The sequence below is a fragment of the Cellulomonas sp. P4_H4 genome, from assembly GCF_056400865.1.
Window position 1 is genome coordinate 60,649 of record NZ_JBFUKL010000008.1, and the last position, 24,291, is coordinate 84,939.

Consider the following 24,291-nt stretch of genomic DNA (forward strand, 5'->3'; position numbering starts at 1 on the left):
CGGATCGGCCCGCAGCGAAATGCCTCGGCCGTGCGGCGGTCGCGTGGGACCCTGGGTGCAGGCGACGAGAAGAGGAACCGCGTGAACGACCCGCAGCACACCACCCGCGAGACGCAGGACACCCCGGTGCCCAGGTCCGCGCAGGACGTGGCCGACGACGTCGTGGCCCGTGTGCTCGCCAGGGCAGGGACCGCGCTCCAGGCAGGTGTGACGGTCCACTCGTCGTACGACGGCGACCAGCTCGAGCTCGAGGAGCGCACGTCGTTGCGCCGGGTGGCGAACCTCTCGACCGAGCTCGAGGACGTCACCGAGGTCGAGTACCGGCAGCTCCGCCTGGAGAAGGTCGTGCTCGTGGGCGTCTGGGGCTCGGGAACCGTGACCGACGCCGAGATCTCCCTGCGCGAGCTGGCGGCGCTCGCCGAGACCGCCGGCTCCGAGGTGCTCGACGGACTGCTCCAGCGCCGCGCGAAGCCGGATCCCGGCACGTACCTCGGCTCGGGAAAGGCCGCCGAGCTGGCGGCCCTCGTGGGGGCCGTCGGCGCGGACACCGTCGTGATCGACGGCGAGCTCGCACCGTCCCAGCGCCGAGCGCTCGAGGACATCGTGCGTGTCAAGGTGGTCGACCGGACCGCCCTGATCCTCGACATCTTCGCCCAGCACGCCAAGTCGCGGGAGGGCAAGGCTCAGGTCGAGCTCGCGCAGCTCGAGTACCTCCTGCCGCGCCTGCGCGGGTGGGGCGACTCGATGTCCCGGCAGGCCGGTGGCCAGGTCGGCGGCGCCGCGGCGGGCATGGGCTCACGCGGCCCCGGCGAGACGAAGATCGAGCTCGACCGCCGACGCATCCGCAACCGCATGGCCAAGCTGCGCCGTGAGATCGCCGCGATGGAGCCCGCGCGGCTCACCAAGCGCGCCTCGCGCAAGAAGAACGCGATCCCGTCGGTCGCGATCGCCGGCTACACCAACGCGGGCAAGTCGTCGCTGCTCAACCGCCTGACCAACGCCGGCGTGCTCGTCGAGAACGCGCTGTTCGCGACGCTGGACCCGACCGTGCGACGCGCCGAGACGATCGACGGGCGCATCTACACGCTCGCAGACACCGTCGGCTTCGTCCGTTCGCTCCCGCACCAGCTCGTCGAGGCGTTCCGCTCGACGCTGGAGGAGGTCGCCGACGCCGACCTGATCCTGCACGTCGTCGACGCGTCGCACCCTGACCCCGAGGGCCAGATCGCGGCCGTCCGGCACGTGTTCGCAGACATCCCGGGTGCCATGGACGTGCCCGAGATCATCGTCCTCAACAAGGCCGACCTGGCCACGCCCGAGACGATCGCGCGCCTGCGCTCGCGCGAGGTGCACTCGATCGTCGTGTCCGCGCACAGCGGCGAGGGCATCGAGGAGCTGCAGGCCCTGGTGGCCGACCAGCTGCCACGGCCCGGTGTGAGCGTCGACCTCGTGGTGCCGTACGACCGCGGCGACCTGATCAGCCGGGTGCACGAGCACGGCGACATCCAGGCCGAGGAGCACACCGCCCACGGCACGGCCATCCGCGCACGCGTCGACGCCGGTCTCGCGGCGGAGCTCGAGGCGGCTGCGCGCCACTAGGCTGACGCGGTGCCGGACACCGACCCCTCTGTCGAGGACCTCCTCGACGCAGCGGTAGCCGCGCTCGGCGGTGGCGCTCGTCGCGACGGTCAGCACCAGATGGCGGTCGCGGTCGCCGAGGCGATCGACAAGGGCGAGCACCTGCTCGTCCAGGCGGGCACGGGCACCGGCAAGTCGCTCGGCTACCTCGTGCCGGCCGTCCGGCACGCGGTCCTCGAGGACGAGCACGTGATCGTCTCGACCGCCACGCTCGCGCTCCAGCGCCAGATCATGGCCCGCGACCTGCCGCTCGTCGCGAAGGCCCTGGAACCGCACCTGCCGCGCAAGCCGACGATCGCGCTGCTCAAGGGCTGGCACAACTACGTCTGCGTGCACAAGGTCGCCGGTGGCTACCCGGAGGACGACGCACCCACGTTGTTCGACCTGGGTGAGCACGCGGGCGCCGCCGAGCACCCGTCTGCGGGCGGCTCCAAGGACCTGGGTGCGCAGGTGATCCGGCTGCGCGAGTGGGCCGAGGAGACCGAGACGGGCGACCGTGACGACCTCGTGCCTGGCGTCACCGACCGGGCGTGGCGCCAGGTGTCCGTGGCGTCCCTGGAGTGCCTCGGCACGCGCTGCCCGATGCTCACGGAGTGCTTCCCGGAGAAGGCCAAGGCGGCGTCCCGGGAGGCCGACGTCGTCGTGACCAACCACGCGATGCTCGGGATCGCTGCGTCCGGGTCGCCGAACGTGCTGCCGGAGCACCAGGTGCTCGTCGTCGACGAGGCGCACGAGCTGACCGACCGCGTGACCGCGCAGGCGACGTCTGAGCTGTCGGTCGCCGTCATCGAGCACGCGTCCCGGCTCGCGCGCCGGCACGGCGGCATCCCGAGCACCGACCTCGACTCGGCCAGCCAGGCGCTGGCGGGCGTCCTCGTCACGCTCCCGGAGGCGCGGTTCCGTGACGGGCTGCCACCTGCCGCCCGCGACGCGGTCGCTGCCGTCCGTGACGCGACGCGCGCGCTGCTCAGCGCCCTCAAGCCCGACTCCGGCCCGAAGGCCCCGCCCGAGGCCGGGCTCAAGATGGCGCAGGCGACGATGCTCGCTCTGTTCGAGGTCGCGGACCGCATGGCGGCCGACCCCGAGGACACCAAGCACACGGTCCTGTGGTGCGCGCGCTCGGAGGATCGTCGCGGGAACGTCTCGACGCGGCTCTACGCGGCGCCCCTCGCGGTGAACGGACTGATCCGGACGCACCTGCTGGCGGGCCGATCCGGCGTGCTGACCTCGGCGACGCTCGAGCTGGGTGGCTCCTTCGACCCCATCGCCCGTGCGGTCGGGCTCGAGGTGCGGCCCGACGCCGCGGCCGTAGGGCCGTCCTCGCTCGACGACGACACGCCCGCCCCGCCGTCCGCGGTGCCGTGGCACGGCCTGGACGTGGGCAGCCCGTTCGACTACCCGAAGCAGGGGATCCTCTACCTCGCCCGGCACCTGCCGCCCCCGGGACGTGAGCCGGCGACCGACGCGCAGCTCGACGAGATCGCCGAGCTGATCACCGCTGCCGGCGGTCGGACGCTGGGGCTGTTCTCGTCGCGCCGAGCGGCCACCGCCGCGGCCACCGCGATGCGCGAACGCCTCGACGTGCCGATCCTCGTGCAGGGTGACGACCAGCTCCCCACGCTGGTCTCCCAGTTCATCGCCGACGAGGCCACCTGCCTGTTCGGGACCCTCTCGCTGTGGCAGGGCGTCGACGTGCCGGGAAGCACGTGCACGCTCGTCCTCATCGACCGGATCCCGTTCCCGCGCCCCGACGACCCTGTGCAGTCGGCGCGCTCGGACGCCGTCGAGAAGGCCGGCGGGAACGGCTTCCTCGCCGTCTCGGCGACGCACGCCGCCCTCCTGCTGGCGCAGGGCGCGGGCCGGCTGATCCGCACCAGCAGCGACCGTGGCGTCGTGGCGGTCCTCGATCCGCGGCTGGCCACCGCCCGGTACGCGCCGTTCCTGACCAAGTCCCTCCCGGAGTTCTGGAGGACGACGGACCGCTCCGTCGCAGTCGCCGCACTGCGCCGACTCACGGGGACGGGTTAGCCTCGAACTCCCCGACGACCCGTCGGCATCTGACTCCCGCGAGAGGGCGGCCGCTACGTGACCGAGAGCCTGGACGTGGAAGACCTCGGACTGCACCATTCGCGGTCCGCGCGAGGCACGAAGCTCGCGATCGTCGGCGCTGGAGCGGTCGGGTCGACCATGGCGTACGCGGCCCTGCTGCGGGGCGCCGCGCGCACGGTCGCGCTGTACGACATCGACGCAGCCAAGGTGCAGGCAGAGGTCCTCGACCTGGGGCACGGTGTCCAGTTCATGCCGATGGCCCAGGTGATCGGGTCGGACGACATCTCCGTGTGCGCCGATGCCGACGTCGTCATGTTCACCGCCGGGGCGAAGCAGAAGCCCGGTCAGTCCCGGATCGAGCTCGCCGGAGCGACGATCGCGGTCGTAAAGGCGGTGCTGCCGAAACTTGTACAGGTCGCGCCCGATGCGGTGTACGTGATGGTGACCAACCCCGTCGACGTGGTGACCTACGCCGCGCTCCAGGTCTCGGGGCTCTCGTCGACCCAGCTCTTCGGCTCCGGAACCGTCCTCGACTCGTCGCGACTGCGCTATCTCATCTCGCAGCACACAGGCGTCGCGGTGCAGAACGTCCACGCCTACATCGCCGGTGAGCACGGGGACAGCGAGCTCCCGCTCTGGGGCTCGGCCAGCATCGGCTCGGTCCCGCTGCTCGAGTGGGCAGGGCAGGGTGGCCACGGCCCCTTGACGAGGCAGGACCGGGAAGACATCACGCGGGAGGTCGTCGAGTCGGCCTACCGGATCATCGAGGGCAAGGGCGCCACGAACTACGCGATCGCGCTGGCGGGCTCGCGGATCATCGAGGCGATCCTCAAGGACGAGGGCCGCGTGCTGCCTGTGTCGTCGCTGCTCACCGACTACTACGGGATCAACGACGTGTGCTTGTCGGTACCGGCGATCGTCGGGGCTGACGGAGTGGGGGAACGACTGCCGATCCCGTTGTCGGACGACGAGCTGTGGGGCCTGCGCCGGTCGGCGGACGCCGTGCGGGAGGTTGCCCGGCAGTTCGGCTTCTAGCCGTCAGCGCTTGCGCAGAGCGGCGACCAGCTCGTCCTTGCGCATCGTCGAACGGCCCTGGATCCCGAGCTCCGCCGCGCGGTGCTGCAGCTCCTCGACCGTCCACTGCTCGTAGGCGCCGGAAGGGCGACGCTCACCGGCGTCGCTCGTCGTGCTGGGCGCGACGTCGTTCGTCGGCAACTCGTCGCCTCGAGCCGCGGCGGCCATCGCGGCCTTCGCACGCGGGCCGGGGTCGGGTAGACGCCCTGGCATCAGCTGCTCCTCTGGATCGGCGGTCGGGTTCGGCGTCGCGCGTTGCGTCCGCCAGCGTGTCCAGAGTGGACCGTCTCGGGACGTGTCGCAGCCCGACGGCCGGGTGCACCGGAGTGCACCCGGCTCGCGTCAGAGGCTGCGCAGCACGCTGACGACGCGGCCGAGGATGGTCGACTCGTCGCCGGGGATCGGCTGGTACGCGGGGTTGTGCGGCATGAGCCACACGTGGCCGTCGATCCGCTTGAGCGTCTTGACCGTGGCCTCGCCGTCGATCATGGCTGCGACGATCTCGCCCTGCTCCGCCACCGGCTGGCGACGGACGACGACCCAGTCGCCGTCGCAGATCGCGGCATCGACCATCGAGTCGCCGACGACCTTGAGCAGGAACAGGTCGCCGTCGCCGACGAGCTGACGGGGGAGCGGGAACACGTCCTCGACCACCTGGTCCGCCAGGATCGGCCCGCCGGCGGCGATCCGACCGACGACCGGGACGTAGGACGGTGCCGGCATCCGCTCGCCGTCCGCGTGGTCCGGGAACGCCTCGCGGCTCCCGTCCGGAGCGGTCCACGTGCCGACGCCGCGGGAGTCGTCCTGGTGCACGACCTCGATCGCGCGCGGACGGTTGGGGTCGCGTCGCAGGTAGCCCTTGCGCTCGAGCGCGGTGAGCTGGTGCTTGACGCTCGACGGGCTCGTCAGGCCGACGGCCTCACCGATCTCGCGCATGCTCGGCGGGTAGCCGCGGGACTCGACCGACGAGCGGATCGTGTCGAGCACGAGCCGCTGGCGCGCAGTCAGACCGTCTGGCCCGGGAGCGCTGTCGGGGAGGGCGTGGACGGTCGCCAGGTCGGTCTCTGCGTCCGCGTTGGCGCTGTCGGGCTTGTCGGGCTGGGACGTGTCCGGTGAGTCCGTCACTGCGCTCCTCCTCTGTCGGGCGGCCGTGGGCTCCGCCGTTGTGTCGCTCCCGCCGTCCGTGCCCCTGACCTGCGGCGACACGGTGCTCCGGAGCGATCCGGGTGGCCCCGCCGACGGCCGTGTCAGTGGCTCGTGGTGCGCTTGCTCTGCACCGCCACCCTAGGGAACCCGAGCACGAAGATCAAACATCTGTTCGATCGTGTCTCGACAAGTGTCGGCGGATGCTGATAGACATCGTACAGACGTACGACGAACACCTGTTCGACAGCAGCATCGCCGGGATCCGCCCGGCACGAGCGAGGACGAGGGACACCATGACGACGATGGCAATGGCACCGGCGCTGCCGGGAACGACTGCCCGCGCGACACTTCGCGCCACCATCTCGTCCTCGCGCCCCGTCGTGACGCCGCGCCCGGCCGTGACGGGCAGCGGGTCGGTCGACGGGCCGTCCCGGGTGGCACGGTCGAGCGTGACGGCCCCGCCGCGCGCCGGGTCTCGCGGGCTCGCTGGTCTGCACCTGACCGCGCGTGGCCGTGTCGCGCTGTGGTTCATGGCGATCGTGATGGTCGCGGCCGCAGTCCTCGTGACGAGCCGCGCCGCGGCCGATGGTCCGGTGTCCGCGCAGCAGGTCGAGCGCCACGTCGTCCAGTCCGGGGAAACGATGTGGCAGATCGCCGCCGACATCGCCGGACCGGGCGAAGACGTGCGGGATGTCGTGTTCGATCTGGTGCGCCTGAACGAGCTGCCCGATGCCGGCCTCATGGCCGGTCAGGTGATCGTCGTCCCCGTCGACTGATCGGCCGCCGATGTGGAGCGCGGAGGCACGACGGCCAGGGAGTTTATCCATGCGCGTGTGGGTTGTCAGTAGCGGCGCTCCTGGACTAGGTTAGCCTTACCTCACTAAGCAGGCTGGGGGGCTTGCCGAAGAGGTGCGGGGTGTGGACGGCTGGGCCGTCGTGCCGACCGCAGCACGCGCGGTGCCGAGGCGAGTCGGCCCGTGAACTGGGGACGGGGGCGTCCCCGCGAGGGCGGTCGCCACGACGGCGGCCGCCCTCGCCACGCCGGGGGCCACCGCTCGGCACTGGATCGGTGCACGTGCGGGCGCCTTGCGACGGGCCGGTCGCTGGCCTACCGTCACGGGGGCGTTGACGACGCCGCGCCGACTGTCCGGCGTCACGCACTCGAAGGGGATCCGGTGCACTGTCCGTTCTGCCGCAACCCGGACTCGCGGGTCGTCGACTCGCGGACCTCGGACGACGGCTCGACCATCCGCCGCCGACGCCAGTGCCCGAGCTGCAACCGTCGCTTCACGACGGTGGAGACGGCGAGCCTGTCGGTCGTGAAGCGGTCAGGCGCCACGGAGCCCTTCTCCCGCGAGAAGATCGCGGGCGGCGTCCGCAAGGCGTGCCAGGGAAGGCCCGTGAGCGAGGACGACCTGGCACTGCTCGCGCAGAAGGTCGAGGAGACGCTGCGCAGCGCCGGCTCGGCGGAGATCGACGCGTACGAGATCGGCCTGGCGATCCTCGGCCCGCTCCGCGAGCTCGACGAGGTCGCCTACCTCCGGTTCGCGTCGGTCTACCAGGCGTTCGACTCGCTCGAGGACTTCGAGGCGGCGATCACCGTGCTGCGCGCCGAGCACGAGACGGAGACGGACACGGACGACGTCGCTGCAGAGGCAGGCGATGCCCCGGCAGAACCGGCGAGGCACGACTGACCCACCGCGTCGGTCGCGTCGCCTGTCGGCGTCGCAGCATAGGTTCGTCTCGTGCTTCCCACCGACATCGAGCTGTTGCAGGTCCCCGGCGCCCCGGCGGTCCTCCCGGACGGGACGCGGGCCATCGTCTCGGTTGTCCGTCCACGCCTGTCCGACGACGAGTACACGGGCGGACTCTGGACGGTCGAGCTCGCTGAGTCGCGCACGCCCCGGCCGCTGACCCGTGGCCATCGCGACACGGCCCCGGACGTCTCGCCCGACGGCCGCTGGGTCGCGTTCCTGCGAGCGGAGCCGCAGGGCAAGCCGCAGGTGTACCTCGTCGAGTCGGCCGGCGGTGAACCGGTCAAGCTCACCGACGCTCCTCTCGGTGCGGGCGCGCCACGCTTCTCGCCCGACGGGACCCGCCTCGCGTACGTGGCCCGAGTCCCCGAGCAGGGCCGGTACGAGCCGGACGGTCAGCCGGGGTCGGAGCCGCCGCGGCACATCACGGAGCTGCAGTACCGCGCCGACGGGGTCGGGTTCGTGCGCGACCGACCGCAGCACGTGTTCGTCGTCGACGTGCCGGTCGGACCGCAGAGCGGCGACGACCTGCCGGTGTCGCGACCGCTCACGGCAGGGAGCATCGGTGTGTCGGGCGCACGATGGCTCGCGTCGGGCAAGGCGCTCGTCGCTGTCAGTGCGCGCCACGCTGACCGCGAGCGTGACCTGCGTCAGGACGCCGTCCTGGTCGACGCGCACCCTGTCGGCGATCCGCGTCCGCCCATCCCGCTCAATGACGCCGACGCCGGCTCCACCCTGGGCGTCGAGGCGGTTCTGCCGTCCGCCGACGGCGCGCACGTCTGGCTGCTCGCGAGCGACTTGAGTGCCTCCGGACGCGACTTCATCGCGGCCCAGGTCGGCCTGTACCGAGCTGCGCTCGACCAGTCGCCCGCGCGTCCGGAGCGGCTGACCGACGCCGAGTCGGTCGACCTGCTCACCAGCGTGCTCGTCGAGCACGAGGGTGATGCGCTCGTGGCGTCCGAGGTCCGCGGCACTGTCCATCTGCTCCGGGTCGGCGCCGACGGGACGCAACGCACCCTGCTCGAGGGAGAGGTCGTCGTCTCGGGAGCCGCCTGCGGTGGTGGACTCATCGTCGCGACTGCCGCGATGCCGACGTCGGCGGGCGACGTCCTCGTCGTCGATCCCTCAGGTGGTCGCGCGACGCCTCGCTCGGACTTCTCGGCCGATCTCCGTGCGACCGGGCACCTGCGTGTCCCGGTGGAGGTCGAGGCCCGGTCCTCGGACGGCTACCCGGTGCACGGGTGGGTCGTGCGCCCGGACGGCGAGGGACCCCACCCGACCATCCTGATGATCCACGGAGGACCTTTCTCGCAGTACACGCACGCCGTCTTCGACGAGGTGCAGGTGCTCGCGCAGGCCGGGTACGCGGTGGTCTACGGCAACCCCCGCGGGTCGTCGGGCTACGGCGCGGCGCACGGCCGGGTGCTGCAGGGTGCGTTCGGGGAGGTCGACACCGAGGACGTGCTGGCGCTGCTCGGAGCGGCGCTCGACGCCCCGGACCTCGACGGTGAGCGCGTGGGCGTGATGGGCGGCTCGTACGGCGGCTATCTGTCGGCGTGGCTCACCACGCGGACGGACCGTTTCGCGGCGGCGATCGTCGAGCGGGGTTTCCTCGACCCGGTGAGCTTCGTCGGTTCGAGCGACATCGGCTGGTTCTTCGGTCTCGACTACCTGGGCGACGCCGCCGACGACGAGGGTGCGGCAGCAGTTGCCGCGCAGTCGCCCATGGCGCACGTCGGGGCGGTGCGCACCCCGACGCTGGTCATCCACTCCGAGCAGGACTGGCGGTGCCCCGTCGAGCAGGGTCAGCGCTGGTTCGTCGAGCTGAAGCGGCGAGGTGTCGAAGCCGAGCTGCTGCTGTTCCCTGGTGAGGGGCACGAGCTGACGCGTTCCGGCACGCCGAAGCACCGTCAGGTGCGCTTCGAGCACGTGCTGCGCTGGTGGCAGCGTCACCTGCCGGTCACAGGTCGCTCGAACGCGAGCCCCACAGGTTGATCCCGGCGTCGACCGCGTGCTCCTCGATCGCGGTGAGCTCGTCGGCGTCGAGTGCGGGAGCGGTGGCCGCCGCGAGGTTCTCGTCGAGCTGTTCCGTCGTGCGCGCCCCCACGAGCACAGAGGTCACCCGCGGGTCGCGCAGCACCCAGGCGAGCGCGAGCTGAGGGAGGGTCCGACCGCCCGCCGCGGCGATGTCGGCGAGCGCGCGGACGTGCTCGAGCGTCTCGTCGGTGAGCCACTCGGGCCGCAGTGGACCGCCGCGTGCCGCGCGTGAGTCGGCTGGGATGCCATGCAGGTACCGGCTGCTGAGCATCCCTTGTCCGAGCGGTGAGAACGCGACGACGGCCATCCCGGCGGCGTCTGCGACCTCGAGGAGCGAGCGACCGTCGGCGCCGGGCCGTTCGACCCAGCGGTTGAGCATCGAGTAGGCGGGTTGGTGGACCGCGAGCGGCAGCCCGAGCTCTCGGGCGACCTCCAGGGCGTCGACGGTCCGGTCGGCCGAGTACGACGAGATCCCCGCGTAGACCGCCTTGCCGGACCGGACAGCCTGAGCCAGGGCCCCCAGGGTCTCCTCGAGCGGCGTGAACGGGTCGAACCGATGGCTGTAGAAGACGTCCACGCGGTCGGTCCCGAGTCGTCGCAGCGACTCGTCGAGCGACGCGAGCAGGTACTTGCGTGAACCGTGCTCGCCATACGGCCCGGGCCAGGCGCGATAGCCCGCCTTGGTCGTGACGAACAGCTCGTCGCGACGCAGGTCCCGAGCGAGGAGGCGGCCGACGGACTCCTCGGCCGCGAACGGCGGCGGCCCGTAGTTGTTGGCGAGGTCGAGGTGCACGACCCCACGGTCGACAGCGTGCAGGACGAGCCGGCGCTGGTCGGCGAAAGGCGTCGCGTCGCCGAAGTTCTGCCAGAGACCGAGCGAGACGACCGGCAGCGTCAGGCCGCCGGTGCGGCGAAGGGGCAGGTCCATCCAGGCGACGCTACCCGTCCGCCATGAGAAGAGGTGGCGCCGACGGCCCGGTTCGGGGACGCTGGCGGGGGGAGGGCGCACACGCCCCGCCACAGATGTACACCGCACACAAGGAGACGCCCATGGCGAAGAACGAAGAGACGACGACCACGGGAGCGGTGAGCGAGGACGCGAAGGCCAAGTACCGCGAGGCACTCGAGCGCAAGAAGGCGAACCAGCACCGCACCGCGGACGGGACGTCGAACACGGGGCAGGTGCACGGCTCGGAGACGGCCGGCCCGACCCAGCGCCGGTTCCAGCGCAAGTCCGGCTCTGCCTGACGAGCAGGCGACGACGAACGAACGGGGGCCCGACCACTGGTGGTCGGGCCCCCGTTCGCGCTCGGTCGAGCGCGGAGATCAAGAGAGCTGGCGCAGCCGCACGGACTCGGGGCGTGAGGTCAGTGCCGTCACGACGGCCGGCTCGATCGGCGCACCGGCGTCGGTCACCACGTACCCGAGCTCACCGCTGGTGGTCAGGAGCTGACCCTCGATGTTCACGCCGTGCTCGGCCAGCGTCGCGTTGACGGCGGCGAGCACACCGGGGACGTTGCGGTGCAGGTACGCGAGGCGGTGGACGCCGGGCTTCTGCTCGAGCGCGAGGTTGGGCACGTTGACGCTCAGCGTCGTCGAGCCGGTGGTCATGTAGTCGCGCAGCTTGGCGGACACGAACAGGCCGATGGCCTCCTGTGCCTCCTCGGTGGATCCGCCGGTGTGCGGCGTGAGGATGACGTTGGAGAGGCCGCGCAGCTCGGACTCGAAGGCGTCGCCCTTGCGCTTGGGCTCGACAGGGAACACGTCGATGGCCGCGCCGCTGACGTGCCCCGACACGATGGCGTCGCGCAGCGAGGCGTAGTCGACGACGAACCCGCGCGACAGGTTCAGGAAGACCGCACCGGGGCGCATCTGGGCGAACTGCTTGGCCCCGAACAGCCCGGCGTTCCCGCTGCGACCGTCGACGTGCAGGGTGACGATGTCGGCCGTCTCGAGCAGCTCGTCGAGCGTGTCCATGCGGCGGGCGTTGCCCAGCGCGAGCTTCTCGGCGGTGTCGTAGAAGACGACCGAGAGGCCCAGGTTCTCGGCGAGCACGGAGAGCTGGGTGCCGATGTTGCCGTAGCCGATGATGCCGAGCGTGCGACCACGGATCTCGTGCGCGCCCGTCGCGGACTTGTTCCACACGCCGTCGTGCATGGCCTTGTCGAACTCGGTCAGGCGGCGCGTGAGCGCGATCATGTCGGCGAGCGCGATCTCCACGACGGACCGCGTGTTGGAGAACGGCGCGTTGAACGTCGCGACGCCACGTGCGGCGGCCTCGGCCAGGTCGATCTGGTTGGTGCCGATGCAGTACGCACCGATCGCGACCAGGTCGGGCGCGTGCGCGAGCACCTTGGCCGTGACGTGGGTCTTGGACCGGATACCGAGCACCTGCACGCCGGCGAGGGCTTCGATGAGCTCGTTCTCGTCGAGCGCACCGGTCCGGGTGATCACGTCGTAGCCGGCCGCCTCGAGGATCGAGACGGCCTGAGGGTGCAGATTTTCGAGCAGGAGGGCTGTGGGCACGTGCCTATGGTGCGCCTGGTCGGGGGATCGGCCTACCGCCGGTCCGCCCTGCGGACAGTCACCAGGTGCTCACCAGCCACGCGGCAGCGGTCGGTCGTGGATGACCTGCAGCGTGCGCGTGGGCCGCGTCATCGCGACGTACAGGTCGCCCGCGCTCGCGGCGAGCACCTCGGCCGGCTCGACGAGGACGACGACGTCGAACTCCAGTCCCTTCGCCTCACGCGGCGTCAGGACGACGAGCGGGGCGTCCAGGTCCGCCGCGCTCGCCCCGGTTCCGACGGCCGGGCGCAGCCCCGCGGCCAGCAGCGCGTCCGCGATTGCGGGGATCCGGCTCTCGACCGCGATGACCGCGAGGCGTCCCGCACCGGTCTCGTCGGTGATCTCCGCGGTGAGCTTGTCCGCCTGTCGGGCGACCGCCTCGGCGAAGCCGTCCGTCGCGACGCGCTCGACCAGCAGCGAGTCGGGCACCTCGCGGGCCGACGTCAGCGGGCTGACGGGCAGGCGGGCGGCGACGGCGACCCGACGAGCCGTGCCGGCGACCTCGGCCGGTGTCCGGTAGTTCACCGTGAGCTCGTTGAGCCGCCACGACGTCCGCAGGACGGGGTCGAGCTGGCCCGCCCAGGATCGTGCTCCGGCGGCGGCCGTGGTCTGGGCGACGTCGCCGACGATGGTCAGCGACCGTGTCGGCACCCGGCGCAGCAAGCACCGCCACGCCATCGCGGACAGCTCCTGCGCCTCGTCGACCACGACGTGGCCGTAGGTCCACGACCGGTCCGCGGCGGCCCGTTCGGCCGTGGTGAGCGTCGGGCCGGTCGTGGCGAAACGGTCGGCGAGCATCTCGGCGGAGACCATGCCGCCCGCACCGGTCGACTCGAGGACCTGCCGGGCGTACGCGACCTCGGAGGCGCGGCGCTCGGCGGCGGCACGGGCCTCGGCACGCGCGGTCTGGTCGTCCTCGCCGAGCAGCTCCGCCGCCTCGTCCAGCAGCGGCACGTCCGCGGGCGTCCAGGGGGCGTCGGGGTCGCGGACCAGCATCGCGCGCTGGTGCGGCGCCATGCCCGGCGCAGCGGACGCGAGCCGGGCCGGCTTGCTGAACAGGTCGGCGAGCAGCTTCTGCGGCGTGATCGGCATCCACGCCAGGTTCAACGCGATCCGGACCTCGCGGGTCGTGCGGATCTCCTCGATGATCTCGCCACGCTCGTCGGGTGGGACGTCCTGGCCCAGCGACGTCACGTACTGGTCCGCGAGGCGGCTCAGCATGTCGCGGACGAACGTGATGCGCGCCTGGTTGTGCGGGCGGTGGTTGCGCCGCGCGCGCGCGATCGCCGAGGCGATGTCGTTCGGCCGGATCACCAGGTCGTGACCTTCGACGCGCACGTGCACCGGCTGGGCAGGCACGCGCTCGCGGTCCCGGACGGCGCGGGCGATGACGTCGGCCCACAGCGTCCGGCCCTTGAGCTCGGCCAGCTTCTCGTCCTCCGTGCCCGTGGCGACGATGCCCGGGTACAGCTCGGCGACGGTCGTCGTGACGACGCCGGTCTCGCCGAGGGAGGGCAGGACCTGGTCGATGTACCGCAGGAACGTGCGGCTGGGGCCCACGAGGAGGACGCCGGAGCGTTCGAGCAGCCGCCGGTGGGCGTACAGCAGGTAGGCCGCACGGTGCAGCGCCACGGCCGTCTTCCCGGTGCCGGGGCCACCCTGCACCACGAGGGCACCGCCGAGCTCCGAACGGATGATGGCGTCCTGCTCACCCTGGATCGTCGCGACGATGTCGCCCATCCGGCCGGTGCGGCCCGCCGCGAGACCGGCGAGAAGCGCGCCCTCGCCGGACAGTCCGGAGAGGCGGGCCTCCGAGTCGCCGAGTGCGTCGAGGTCGAGCACCTCGTCCTCGACGCTCGTGACGGTCCGCCCACGGGTCACGACGTGGCGACGCTGCACGACGCCGTCGGGGTTCTTCGCGGTCGCTCGGTAGAAGGGCTGCGCGGCGGGCGCGCGCCAGTCGGTCAGGAGCTGGCTCTGCTCGGAGTCGGTCAGGCCGATTCGACCGATGTAGCGACGCGTCTCGTCCGTGAGGTCGAGGCGCCCGAAGACGAGCCGTTCCTCGACGGCCTCGAGCTGCGCGATCCGGTCCTCGTAGAGCGTCGCGAACGCGTCACGCTCGCTCCGGTTCTGCGGCGAGCCGGACGGACCTTCCCGGCGTACGTCTGCCAGGCGGGCGCGCGTCTGGGCGCGTAGGTCGTCGAGCCGCCCGTAGAGCTGGTCGACGACCACCTGCTCGCCCGTCAGCTCGTTGTCCATGCCTGCCACGTGGGCGTTCTCCGATCCGCCGGGTCTGCCCGGCCGTGCGTCCTGCGCTCCGGGCGCGGGCGTCGGGGGACGCGCGGCGCACGGAGCGGCCAACCATTATCCGCTGTCCGGGGCGCGCTCGCACGCACCCGTCCGGGTGCGGCTGGTCACGTGTGTCGGGCGGAACAAACTCGCCGCGGCGTGGCGTTAAGCCCGTACCGGCAGGGGCCCGCAGGCTCGGAGCGATGAGCCGCGACCCTCGCCCATGGACGGAAGTGAGACGAGCATGCTGAACCCGAGCGAGATCTACGACGTCGACCCCGAGGTCGCTGCCCAGGTGGAGGCGCGCAGTGCGCACGGGGCCGGACCGGTCCTGGTGCACGCCGTGCGAGGGTTCGTCGACGCCGGCAACGCCGGGCAGCTGGCGGCCGAGCACCTGACCGACGAGCTCTCGACCACGCGGCTGGCCACGTTCGACGTCGACCAGCTCCTGGACTACCGGTCGCGCCGGCCGATCATGACGTTCGACCAGACGACGTGGTCCGCATATGCGGAGCCCGAGCTCGTGGTCGACGTCGTCGAGGACACCAACGGGGTGCCGTTCCTGCTGCTGCACGGCGTCGAGCCTGATGTGCAGTGGGAGCGCTACGTCGCCGCGGTCCGGCAGATCGTCGAGCGGTTCGACGTGTCGTTGACCGTCGGGCTGCACGGGATCCCCATGGGCATCCCGCACACACGGCCGCTGTCGGTGACGGCGCACGCCACGCGCCCCGAGCTCGTGGCGGACCACCCCTCGTGGTTCGGCACCGTGCAGGTCCCCGCCAGCGCGAGCGCCCTCCTGGAGCTGCGCCTCGGGCAGAACGGTCACGACGCGCTCGGCTTCGCCGTCCACGTGCCGCACTACCTCGCACAGTCGGCGTTCCCGCAGGCGAGCCAGGCGGCGTTGCAGAAGATCGAGCGTGCGACGGGCCTGGAGCTGAACGTCGATGCGCTGACGCCGGCTGCCGACGAGGCGATGCGGGAGATCGAGCGGCAGGTCACGGGGTCGGAGGACGTCGCCGCGGTGGTGCACGCGCTCGAGGAGCAGTACGACGCGTTCACGCGCAGCATCGGCCGGACGAGCCTCCTGGCGGGCTCCACGGACATCCCGACAGCCGACGAGCTGGGCGCGGAGTTCGAGCGCTTCCTCGCTCAGCAGTCGGACGGCGGGCCCGCCTGACGAGGCACCTTTACCCAATCGTTGCCTTCCGCATGGCGGCTGGACGGGCGAAAACGTGGCGCACCCCACACCGCCGGTGCAAGGATGCACCCGTTGCAGTGACGTACTCGCTTGACCGGCGTCGTGACCAGGGCCTTTGTGCACTGGGAGCGGTTCCGACCAGTCGTTCTCGGCTGGGTCACCCGGTGCAGGACGTGAGGCATTGCGGCACGGCGCGGACAGAAGGGTCGGCGCCGACACCGGTGGGAACAGAAGGAAACGAACATGGCTGAGGGTGCTGTCAAGTGGTTCAACGCTGAGAAGGGCTTTGGGTTCATCGCCCAGGACGGCGGCGGCGCTGACGTCTTCGTCCACTACTCCGCGATCAATTCTTCGGGCTACCGCAGCCTCGACGAGGGTCAGCGTGTGTCGTTCGAGATCACCCAGGGCGCCAAGGGCCCCCAGGCTGAGAACGTCGTGCCGCTCTGATCTGAGCTCTCGAACGACCTGGCGCACGGGCCGCACCCCACACGAGGTGCGGCCCGTCCGTCATGTCACGCGCGGGCCGTCGCGCAGCGCCTGCGCGCCGGCGACGAACGCGACCAGCTCCTCGTCACGCAGCAGCCGTGCCGGCGCGGGCAGGCTGCGGATGCCCCGGGCGAGGGCCGGTGAGGAGAGCAGGTCGAGGTCGTCCGACGCGGCGATCACGAGGTTCCCGTAGCCCCGGCCACGCAGCAGGCCGGGCTCGGCGATGGCGACGACGTCCGCGAAGCAGCCGTCGATCGTCGCCACCTCGGCCCGTGCGCCCGCCAGTGGCGGGCGGTCCGCCGTGTTGACCAGGTAGACCCCGCCTGGTCGCAGCACGCGCGCCACCTGAGCGACCATCTCGCGCGTGCGCACGTGCCTGGGTGTGATGTCGCCCGCGAAGACGTCACGGATCACGACGTCCGCGGACGCGTCAGGCAGCTTCTCCAGCTCGGAGCGCGCGTCGCCGGCACGGATCCGCAGGGCCGGTGCACGCGGGAGGTCGAACCAGCCACGCACGAGCTCGGGCAGCGCGGTGTCCAGCTCGATGGCCAGCTGGCGAGACCCCGGCCGTTCGGCGTGGATGGCGCGGGCGAGCGCGCAGCCGGCGGCGCCGAGGTGGACCACGTCGAGCGGTCCGCCGGCCGGACCGATGCGGTCGACGACCTCCGCCATCTGCTGCATGTACTCGAACACGAGGTGCGACGGGTCGGCCAGGTCGAGGTAAGAGCTCGGCACGCCGTTGACCAGGACCGTGACACCGTCCGGGTCGTCGGGGTCCCGCTCCAGCTCGACCGTCCCTGTGGAGATCGGCAGGGGACCCGTGGGCCACAGTGCCCGTACCGCCGCGCGTGTGGGTGGTCGCTGCGACCCTGTGCTCCTGCGGGTGGATCGATCGCGAGCGGGCATGCCCTCACGGTACGGGGAGCTTGGTCCTTGACAGCATCGAACAGGTGTTCGATGCTTGGAGGGTCGAGGTTGGCTCGGCGGACCGGTTCAGCAGCGGGCTCAGCACAGGTTCCCGCAGGTGCACGAGAAGCGATCGAGCAGACGACGGAGGCGGCGATGGCACAGCAGCTCGACAGCAGGACCGCCGCCGGCACCGGCAGCAGTTCCGGAGCGGGACCTCAGTCGACCCGCGCCGCCGAGCTGCTCCGTCGGGCCGATGCGGAGCTCGTCGCCGCGCGGCTGTCGTCCGAGGCATGGGAGCTGTTCAGCCACGCCCACCTGGCGGCGCTGCGCGCCGGTGCTGCGGTCGTCGCCGCCCGCTCGGCGGGACCTGGTCGGAAGGCGTTGCGGACCGTGTGGGATCTGCTGGACACGGTCGCTCCGGAGCTCGCGGCCTGGTCCACCTACTTCGCGGACGCCGCGCCGTTGCGGTCGGCGGTCGACGCTGGGCGTTTCGACGAGCTGTCCCCGGGTCGCGCCGAGCAGGCGCTGTTCTGGGCCGAGGACTTCGTGGACGCGGCTCGCGCCGCCGTGCACGGTGATGCTCTTCACGGCGATGCCCCCCACGAGGACGTGCACGCGCTGCGGGCCTCATGAGCCGGGCGCCCCGGTCGTCGGTGGCCAGGCGCGATCGGGGGAGCGAGGAGGACGGGTGCTCGATCCTGCACGTCGACCTGGATGCGTTCGTCGCCTCGGTCGAGCTGGCCCGTCGCCCACAGCTGCGCGGACTGCCGGTCATCGTCGGTGGAGCTGCCCACAGCGCGGTCGTCGCGGCGTCGTACGAGGCCCGCGCGTTCGGGGTGCGCGTGGGGATGCGCATGCAGGCGGCTCTGAGGTTGTGCCCGCAGGCGATCGTCGTCCCGCCGGACCATCACGCCTATCTCGAGGTGTCCACCCGGGTCATGGAGCTGCTCGGGGAGGTCACGCCCCTCATGGAGCAGGTGAACCTGGACGAGGCGTTCCTCGACGTCTCCGGCGCCCGTCGCCGGCTCGGGCCCCCCACGCTGATCGCCGCAACAGTGCGGCGGCGGGTTCGCGAGCAGTTCGGGATCACCTGCTCGGTCGGCATCGGGTCCACCAAGCTCGTCGCGAAGCTCGCCTCCGGTCGTGCCAAGCCCGACGGCGTCCTCCTCGTCCCTCGCCACGTGACGGTGGACTTCCTGCGCTCGCTGCCGGTCGGCGCGCTGTGGGCTGTCCGTGCGGAGACCGAGTCGGCGCTCGCGCGTCGCGGAATCCGCACGGTCGCGGAGCTGGCCGACAGCGACGTCGCCACGGTGCAGCAGGCCGTGGGCAGAGTCGCCGGAGCGCGCCTGGTCGACCTGTCGTGGGGACGGGACCCGCGGCCGGTCGAGCCACGCCGCATGGAGAGGTCGATCGGCGCCGACGAGACGTTGCTCGCTGACGAGTCGGACCTGCGCGTCGTCCAGGACAGGGCGCGCGACCTCGCAGCCCGGTGCGCGACCCGGCTGCGCGCCGAGGGGCTGCTGGCGCGGACGGTGAGCGTGCGGGTGGGTACGTCCGACCTCCGCACGTTGACGCGCTCGCGGACGCTCCCGACGCCGACCGACGTGGGCCGCGAGCTCTACCTCGCCGCCCGAGAGCTCATCGCCGGTGTGGACCTCGGCGGGCTGCCCGTGCGGCTGGTCGGTGTCCGCGTCGACGGGCTCACGGCCGCCGCGGAGACGATCCGCCAGCCGACGCTCGACGAGGCAGTGGGTGAACCTGCGCCCGGTCGGCCGGACGTCCTTTCGGCAAGGGCCCGATTCGCGGGCGTTTCGGCGGATCTGTGATCCGTGCAGGGACTTCGCAGGTTGGTGGAGTAGCCTCGCGCTCGACTACCACCTTCGTTCCCGCGGATCTATCCTGAGGGCAACACAGGTGCTTACAGCTGACAACGGGGGTCAGGATGCCTCTCTCGGAGTACGAGCAGCGCGTGCTCGAGCAGATGGAACGTCAGCTGACATCTGACGATCCTCGGCTCGCGAACACGCTGACTCAACGCGGGCGCCGCCCGTTCGGCCGCTACATGATCGCGGGCGTCGGTGCGGCGGTCGGCCTCTTGCTGCTCGTTCTGGGCGCCGCCAAGAGCCAGCCGCTCTTGGGCGTCGTCGGTTTCGTGGTCATGTTCGCCGCCGTCGCGTTCGCGTTCGCCGATCCGCACCGTTCGAGCGGTCGCCGCTCCGGTCCGCGTGGCGTCGTGCAGAGTGACGGCGCCGTGACGCCTGCGAAGAAGCAGGGTCGTCAGCGCGCCGGCTTCATGACCCGTCTCGAGGAGCGCTGGGAACGGCGTCGCGGCGAGGGCGATCGCTGAGCAAGGCTTCTGCTCCGCTGACCAGCTCGTCCACCCAGGTCGCCAGGACCGCGGGGTCGAAGTTCGGTTGCGTCCGCGCGTAGCGCTCGGTCTCGATCGCACGAGCCAGCGCCACGAGCGCGTCGGCGGCGCTACCGGTCAGCGCTGATCCGGACCGCGCCACCAGCTGCGCCTGGACCGATGTGACGACCGTCCGGGGCGTGTCGGCGTCCGACCAGACGACGCCCTTCTTGGCCAGGCGTCGACGTGCCCGGGTCCAGGCGCGTTCCGGGGTCAGCTCGGGGAGCAGGCTCGAGCGCCGGCGGACGATGACGATCGCGGCGGAGGCGATCAGCATCACGACCGCGACGGTGATCCCGACGGGCAGCCACGCGGTGCCCGAGTCCTGTGCCGCCGAGCCCGTGTTGGGAGTGGAAGGCGCCGGTGCCGAGGTCGCTCCGCCTGTCTGGCCCGGAACGCTCTCGTCGAGCCTGGGGTCGGTTCCGCTGACGCCGACGAACGGGTCGCTCCACACGGGTAGCGGGCCGGTCTGGACGGCCGGGGTCGGCTCGAACCGCACCCACCCGTAGCCGTCGAAGTAGAGCTCGGGCCAGGCGTGGGCCTGGCGGCCGGTCACCACGTAGGTGCCCTCGTCGTCGGCCTCGCCGGGCAGGTAGCCGGCCGCGACGCGGGCGGGGATCCCGAGAGTGCGCGCCATGATCGTCATCGAGGTGGCGAACTGGACGCAGAACCCGTGGGTCGACTGGAGGAAGTCCCAGACGGCGTCGTCGGTGCGCGCGGGGGCGACGTGGGTGTCGTACGTGAAGTTCGTCGTCGCGTGGAAGTAGGTCTGCAGCGCCATCGCCTGCTCGTACGGCGTCGTGGCGTCGGCAGTGATCTCGGCGGCTGCGTCGATGAGGTCGTCGGTGCGGGAGGTCTCCGGCACCTGCAGGGTCGCGCCGTCGTCGCCCGGGTCGCCCACCTCGGCGGTGGCGAGGTCGTCCTTGGTCAGGGTGGGGATCTGGACCTGCATGGCGTACTCGAACCCGTTGTAGGTGGCTCGTCGGCCCACGACCTCGTCGCGTGCCTCGTCGTACTGCCAGGGGCCGTTGATGACGACCGTGCGCGGGAAGGTCGTGATCGGGAGCCGCCGTTCGCGCATGTTCCCGACGTCGATGTTGACGTCGGCGAGCGTGCCGAGCTCAGGGTCCGGAGTGGTGCCGAGCAGGTCAGGAACGGACGTGAGCAGCGTCGTGGGGTCCCACTCGGTCAGCTCCAGCGCGTCGGTCCGATGCCACTTGGACCCGTCGAAGTCGGTGAGGGTGAACAAGCGCAGCGGGCCGACGGTCCTCGCGGTCACGGCACCGGCGGGCGCGTCGCTCGAGGCGCTCGGTGAGGGGGTCGGCGTGGCGGGATCGAGGGTGACGCCTGGCCCGGCGGCGGGCAGGGTCGGCGGCGCGACCGTGTAACGCATCACGACCTGCCCGGAACGCCGCGGCAGGCTGTTGCGCAGGTTGAGGTCGTCGCTCAGCCACACAGGGCCGACCGGTCCGGTCCCGAACGTCGGGAGGCTCAAGGATGCCCACCCGGGGAACGACGCGACGGCCGGCCCGATGACGACGGTCGCGACGATGAGGGAGACCGACGCGAAGATCGCCACGGACGCGCGCCTGCCCTGGTCCGCGTGCGCGGTCGCGGGAGCCGCGCTGAGCGCGAGCAGGAGCAGGTAGAAGAGCGCGGTCCAGGCGAGCGCCCACCCGCTGGCCGGGAAGCCGAGCAGGACGGCAGGGAGCCAGAGCGTCGCGAGGATCAGGCCGGACAGGGCGGGTGCGCCGAGGCCGATCGCGACCAGGTCCGCGAGGAGGAACACGGCCAGGGCGCCGGTCACGATGAGCAGCTCGGCCGAGCGCTGGCCCGGCATGGGGACGAGTGAGTCGTTGATGAGCGTGATGCCCTCGCGGGCGACCGCGAGCGTCCGGTCGAACGAGCCGGTGTCGGGCAGGACGCGAACACGGCCCGGTGTGGCGCCGTACCGGACGAGCAGGATGACCGCGGACACGACGGTGCCGACCAGAGTGGGCGCCCACCAGGACCGGGTCACCGCACGGACGCCCATGACCACGAGGGCGACGACGAGAACGATGAGCCAGCCCGTGGAGAGCCACGTGCCCTTGACGATCAGGTCCTTGAGCGCGAGCAGGCTCGAGCACGTGGCCAGCGCGACGAGCGCGGTCCCGAGGGCGGAGCGCGGGCCGCGGGGGATCGGCTGCAGGCGGGTGATCATGACGCCGACCCCAGGAGCCGGAGCCAGCAGTCGACGATCGGTTCGTCGGCCACGACGCGGCATGCCCGCCAACCGGCCCGGCGCAGCGCGCGGATGGTCTCGTCGGCCTCGGCGGCGTGCGCGGGGGTGTCGGCGCGGACGACTGCCCAGGCCTGCGCGTCGTCGGCGACGTGCGCGAGTGCGGCGCGAGCGGAGGCGCCGAGCGGACCCATCACGGCGAGGACGATCTCACCGGCCGGATCCGTCGAGTGCAGGAGGTGCGCGGCGGCGACGAGGTCGACCTCGCCCTGGACGTTGGTTCGTGGTGCCTCGAGGTCGATCGTGCGGTCGAGGATCGCGGAACGGGCCCCCGGACCCGAGCGGCTGTGCACGAAGGCGAGCGGGTTCTCGCCGGCCTCCGATGCCGCGGTGCTGCCGCCGATGAGTCGGACCGGGTGGCCACCGTCGAGCATCGCGAGCGCCATGGACGCCGCCAGGGAGATCGACCACTCGAGGGTCGACGAGCGAGCAGGCAGACCCAGCAGGACGGTCACGGGGCGCATCCCGGCGCGCTCGTCGGACCGCACCATGAGGGCACCGCGGCGTGCGCTGCTGCTCCAGTGCACGCGACGCAGGTCGTCACCCTCGCGGTAGTCGCGCAGCGAGGCGTCGTCGGTCGAGGGGGTGCGGGCGCCCAGCGCGACCCGGTCGGGTTCGCCCACGAGCACGTCACCGGGCGTCGGCAGGGAGACGACCGTCGGCCACACCGCGACCTCGGCCTGCTCGCCGAGCGTGGCGGAGGCACGGATGACACCGAACGGGTCGCTGCGCGTGACGACCAGCGGTCCGAGCGGCCAGCGACCTCGGCGCGCAGCCTGGACCCCGTAGGTGACGGTCACGCGACGCGGGGCCCGGGAGACGCGCGCGCGCAGTGGTCGACCGCCGGAGAGCTCGGTCGCGGCCTGCTCGGCGAACTTGAGGCCGGCGAGGCGCACGCGCGCCGCGGGGTCGGTCGCGGCGATGACGACCTCGATCTGGGCCTCCGAGCCGGCGTGCACCGGGTTCGGCCTGGTGCTACGGGTCACGCCGAGCCGGTGCCGCCCACGAGCGGGGTCGACGATGAGCACGCCGATCGCGGCGGCGACCACCAGCAGGAGCGCCAGGGTCCCGATCCGGACCAGGTCGACCGAGCCGAGCACGACGCCCAGCTGCAGCGCGGCGACCCCGGCGACCGCCAGGGCCCACCCGCGTGCGGAGGGACGCAGACGCATCAGCCGACGGCGCGACGGCCTCGCCCGGCCACGGCCGGGGAGGGGAGGGGGATGCGGTCGACGATCTCCGAGACGATGTCGGACGTCGTCCGCCCGGACAGTCGCGACTCGGTGCTGGGCAGCAGGCGGTGCGCGAGGACGGGCACGGTCAGCTGCTGGACGTCGTCGGGGAGCACGTGGTCCCTGCCGTCCATCGCGGCGAGCGACTTGGCGGCACGGAGCAGCTGGATGGCGGCACGCGGCGACGCACCGAGGCGCAGCCCGTTGTCGACGCGCGTCGCCGTGACCAGGTCGACGATGTAGCGCTTGACCGCGGGGGAGGCGTACAGCCGGCGGGTCGACTCGATCGCCGCCTTGACCTGGACGGCGTCCGTGACGGCCGTGAGGGTGTCCAGCGGGTCCGACGTCTCCTGCAGGTCGAGCATGTCGAGCTCGGACTCGATGCTCGGGTAGCCGACGGTGAGCCGCGCCATGAACCTGTCGCGCTGAGCCTCGGGCAGCGGGTACGTGCCTTCCATCTCGACGGGGTTCTGTGTCGCGACGACGAGAAACGGGCGCGGCAGCGGGTAGGTGCGGCCGTCGACCGTGGCCTGCGCCTCCTGCATGCACTCGAGCAGCGCGGACTGGGTCTTCGGCGAGGCGCGGTTGATCTCGTCGCCGATCACGATGTGCGCGAAGACGGGTCCCGGCCGGAACTCGAACTCGTGCGTCTGCGACCGGAAGATGTTGACCCCGGTGAGGTCGGAGGGCAGCAGGTCGGGCGTGAACTGGATCCGCCCGACCGAGCAGTCGATGGACTTCGCCAGCGCCTTGGCGAGCGTGGTCTTGCCGACCCCCGGCACGTCCTCGAGGAGCAGGTGCCCTTCGGCGAGCAGCACTGCGACCGTGACCCGGACGAGCTCGGCCCGTCCCGTGACGACACTCTCGATCGCAGCACGCATCCGTTGCGTGGTGGCGACGACGTCCTCGAGCTCGCTCGACGACGGGGTGGCCTGCAGCATGGCGCCTCCTTTGGCGGAACTGGGTCGAGCCTAAAGGTCGCTGCGCCGACATTCATCGCCCACGGGCCCCCCACTTCGCTCCACGTCGTGGGCGTTCAGATGGTTCATCCGTTCGCCGAACCCGCCAGCGAGGGGTGGTTCGACCTCAAATGTCCGATCTTGAGCCCGATGGCGCCACTCGACACGCAGCTCGAGCCCCGGCCGGTGCGATTTCCCTCCACTTCACTCCGCGCCGCTGACCTGCATAGACACCGCTTCGATCGGGTGAATCCGGCGTATCTCCAA

21 protein-coding genes are annotated in these 24,291 nt (G+C 71.9%); 12 read left to right on the plus strand and 9 right to left on the minus strand.

What is annotated here, in order from left to right; genetic code table 11:
- Window positions 1–81 precede the first annotated feature (81 nt).
- Genes hflX through AC1DPN_RS18470 form a run of 3 tightly spaced genes read left to right on the plus strand, consistent with a single transcriptional unit; the run spans window position 82 to window position 4,722 of the window.
- Window positions 82–1,599, plus strand: coding sequence for a GTPase HflX (gene hflX, locus AC1DPN_RS18460; protein WP_477086237.1), 1,518 nt, complete (start codon window positions 82–84; stop codon window positions 1,597–1,599).
- 9 nt (window positions 1,600–1,608) lie between these two features.
- On the plus strand, window positions 1,609–3,666 hold the full coding sequence (locus AC1DPN_RS18465) for an ATP-dependent DNA helicase (RefSeq protein WP_477086238.1): 2,058 nt from the start codon (window positions 1,609–1,611) through the stop codon (window positions 3,664–3,666).
- A gap of 57 nt (window positions 3,667–3,723) precedes the next feature.
- Entirely contained in the window at window positions 3,724–4,722 is a 999-nt protein-coding gene (locus AC1DPN_RS18470) for an L-lactate dehydrogenase (RefSeq protein WP_477086239.1), read from the plus strand.
- Between the two features lie 3 nt (window positions 4,723–4,725).
- Here the strand turns inward: AC1DPN_RS18470 and AC1DPN_RS18475 are convergent, their stop codons facing one another.
- Both AC1DPN_RS18475 and lexA read right to left on the minus strand, forming a co-directional pair.
- Window positions 4,726–4,974: a Rho termination factor N-terminal domain-containing protein gene (locus tag AC1DPN_RS18475; protein ID WP_477086240.1), complete on the minus strand. Its 249-nt coding sequence runs from the start codon at window positions 4,972–4,974 to the stop codon at window positions 4,726–4,728.
- A 129-nt stretch (window positions 4,975–5,103) separates the two neighbouring features.
- Window positions 5,104–5,817: a transcriptional repressor LexA gene (lexA, locus tag AC1DPN_RS18480; protein WP_477086318.1), complete on the minus strand. Its 714-nt coding sequence runs from the start codon at window positions 5,815–5,817 to the stop codon at window positions 5,104–5,106.
- Between the two features lie 392 nt (window positions 5,818–6,209).
- Between lexA and AC1DPN_RS18485 the strand changes: the two genes are divergently transcribed.
- The 3 genes from AC1DPN_RS18485 (at window position 6,210) to AC1DPN_RS18495 (ending at window position 9,656) form a co-directional block, all read left to right on the plus strand.
- The gene (locus AC1DPN_RS18485) at window positions 6,210–6,683 is read left to right on the plus strand and encodes a LysM peptidoglycan-binding domain-containing protein (protein WP_477086241.1); all 474 of its coding nucleotides are present in this window, start codon (window positions 6,210–6,212) and stop codon (window positions 6,681–6,683) included.
- Between the two features lie 399 nt (window positions 6,684–7,082).
- Window positions 7,083–7,601, plus strand: a complete 519-nt coding sequence (gene nrdR, locus AC1DPN_RS18490) for a transcriptional regulator NrdR (RefSeq protein ID WP_477086242.1) — start codon at window positions 7,083–7,085, stop codon at window positions 7,599–7,601.
- A gap of 51 nt (window positions 7,602–7,652) precedes the next feature.
- Complete coding sequence (locus tag AC1DPN_RS18495) at window positions 7,653–9,656, plus strand: S9 family peptidase (protein ID WP_477086243.1); 2,004 nt, start codon at window positions 7,653–7,655, stop codon at window positions 9,654–9,656.
- Here the strand turns inward: AC1DPN_RS18495 and AC1DPN_RS18500 are convergent.
- Window positions 9,622–10,626, minus strand: a complete 1,005-nt coding sequence (locus tag AC1DPN_RS18500; protein WP_477086244.1) for an aldo/keto reductase — start codon at window positions 10,624–10,626, stop codon at window positions 9,622–9,624. The genes AC1DPN_RS18495 and AC1DPN_RS18500 overlap by 35 nt on opposite strands.
- A 122-nt stretch (window positions 10,627–10,748) precedes the next feature.
- On the opposite strand from AC1DPN_RS18500, the gene AC1DPN_RS18505 reads away from it, so the two are divergent.
- Window positions 10,749–10,946, plus strand: coding sequence for a DUF5302 domain-containing protein (locus AC1DPN_RS18505; RefSeq protein WP_477086245.1), 198 nt, complete (start codon window positions 10,749–10,751; stop codon window positions 10,944–10,946).
- A 78-nt stretch (window positions 10,947–11,024) separates the two neighbouring features.
- Here the strand turns inward: AC1DPN_RS18505 and serA are convergent, their stop codons facing one another.
- Together serA and AC1DPN_RS18515 are read right to left on the minus strand one after the other, a co-directional pair.
- Complete coding sequence (gene serA, locus AC1DPN_RS18510) at window positions 11,025–12,224, minus strand: phosphoglycerate dehydrogenase (protein WP_477086246.1); 1,200 nt, start codon at window positions 12,222–12,224, stop codon at window positions 11,025–11,027.
- A gap of 69 nt (window positions 12,225–12,293) precedes the next feature.
- A complete protein-coding gene (locus AC1DPN_RS18515) occupies window positions 12,294–14,522 on the minus strand; it encodes a HelD family protein (RefSeq protein WP_477086247.1) in 2,229 nt (742 codons plus the stop codon).
- Between the two features lie 274 nt (window positions 14,523–14,796).
- On the opposite strand from AC1DPN_RS18515, the gene AC1DPN_RS18520 reads away from it, so the two are divergent.
- Both AC1DPN_RS18520 and AC1DPN_RS18525 read left to right on the plus strand, forming a co-directional pair.
- Complete coding sequence (locus AC1DPN_RS18520; protein WP_477086248.1) at window positions 14,797–15,729, plus strand: proteasome assembly chaperone family protein; 933 nt, start codon at window positions 14,797–14,799, stop codon at window positions 15,727–15,729.
- Window positions 15,730–15,993: 264 nt separating this feature from the next.
- A complete protein-coding gene (locus AC1DPN_RS18525) occupies window positions 15,994–16,197 on the plus strand; it encodes a cold-shock protein (protein ID WP_426595341.1) in 204 nt (67 codons plus the stop codon).
- A gap of 60 nt (window positions 16,198–16,257) precedes the next feature.
- Here AC1DPN_RS18525 and AC1DPN_RS18530 read toward each other — a convergent pair whose 3' ends face one another.
- Window positions 16,258–17,142, minus strand: coding sequence for a spermidine synthase (locus AC1DPN_RS18530; protein WP_477086249.1), 885 nt, complete (start codon window positions 17,140–17,142; stop codon window positions 16,258–16,260).
- A gap of 156 nt (window positions 17,143–17,298) precedes the next feature.
- On the opposite strand from AC1DPN_RS18530, the gene AC1DPN_RS18535 reads away from it, so the two are divergent.
- The 3 genes from AC1DPN_RS18535 (at window position 17,299) to AC1DPN_RS18545 (ending at window position 19,492) form a co-directional block, all read left to right on the plus strand.
- Window positions 17,299–17,778 carry an SAV_6107 family HEPN domain-containing protein gene (locus AC1DPN_RS18535; protein WP_477086250.1) on the plus strand — a complete coding sequence of 160 codons (480 nt, stop codon included), beginning with the start codon at window positions 17,299–17,301 and terminating at the stop codon, window positions 17,776–17,778.
- Window positions 17,775–18,971: a DNA polymerase IV gene (gene dinB / locus AC1DPN_RS18540; RefSeq protein ID WP_477086251.1), complete on the plus strand. Its 1,197-nt coding sequence runs from the start codon at window positions 17,775–17,777 to the stop codon at window positions 18,969–18,971. The genes AC1DPN_RS18535 and dinB overlap by 4 nt, the downstream gene beginning before the upstream one ends.
- Window positions 18,972–19,087: 116 nt before the next feature.
- Window positions 19,088–19,492 carry a DUF3040 domain-containing protein gene (locus AC1DPN_RS18545; protein ID WP_477086252.1) on the plus strand — a complete coding sequence of 135 codons (405 nt, stop codon included), beginning with the start codon at window positions 19,088–19,090 and terminating at the stop codon, window positions 19,490–19,492.
- Here the strand turns inward: AC1DPN_RS18545 and AC1DPN_RS18550 are convergent.
- Genes AC1DPN_RS18550 through AC1DPN_RS18560 form a run of 3 tightly spaced genes read right to left on the minus strand, consistent with a single transcriptional unit; the run spans window position 19,437 to window position 24,006 of the window.
- Window positions 19,437–21,755: a transglutaminase TgpA family protein gene (locus AC1DPN_RS18550; protein WP_477086253.1), complete on the minus strand. Its 2,319-nt coding sequence runs from the start codon at window positions 21,753–21,755 to the stop codon at window positions 19,437–19,439. The genes AC1DPN_RS18545 and AC1DPN_RS18550 overlap by 56 nt on opposite strands.
- Window positions 21,752–23,005, minus strand: a complete 1,254-nt coding sequence (locus AC1DPN_RS18555) for a DUF58 domain-containing protein (RefSeq protein ID WP_477086254.1) — start codon at window positions 23,003–23,005, stop codon at window positions 21,752–21,754. The genes AC1DPN_RS18550 and AC1DPN_RS18555 overlap by 4 nt, the downstream gene beginning before the upstream one ends.
- Entirely contained in the window at window positions 23,005–24,006 is a 1,002-nt protein-coding gene (locus AC1DPN_RS18560) for an AAA family ATPase (RefSeq protein WP_477086255.1), read from the minus strand. Before AC1DPN_RS18560 ends, AC1DPN_RS18555 begins: the two co-directional genes overlap by 1 nt.
- Between the last annotated feature and the right edge of the window lie 285 nt (window positions 24,007–24,291).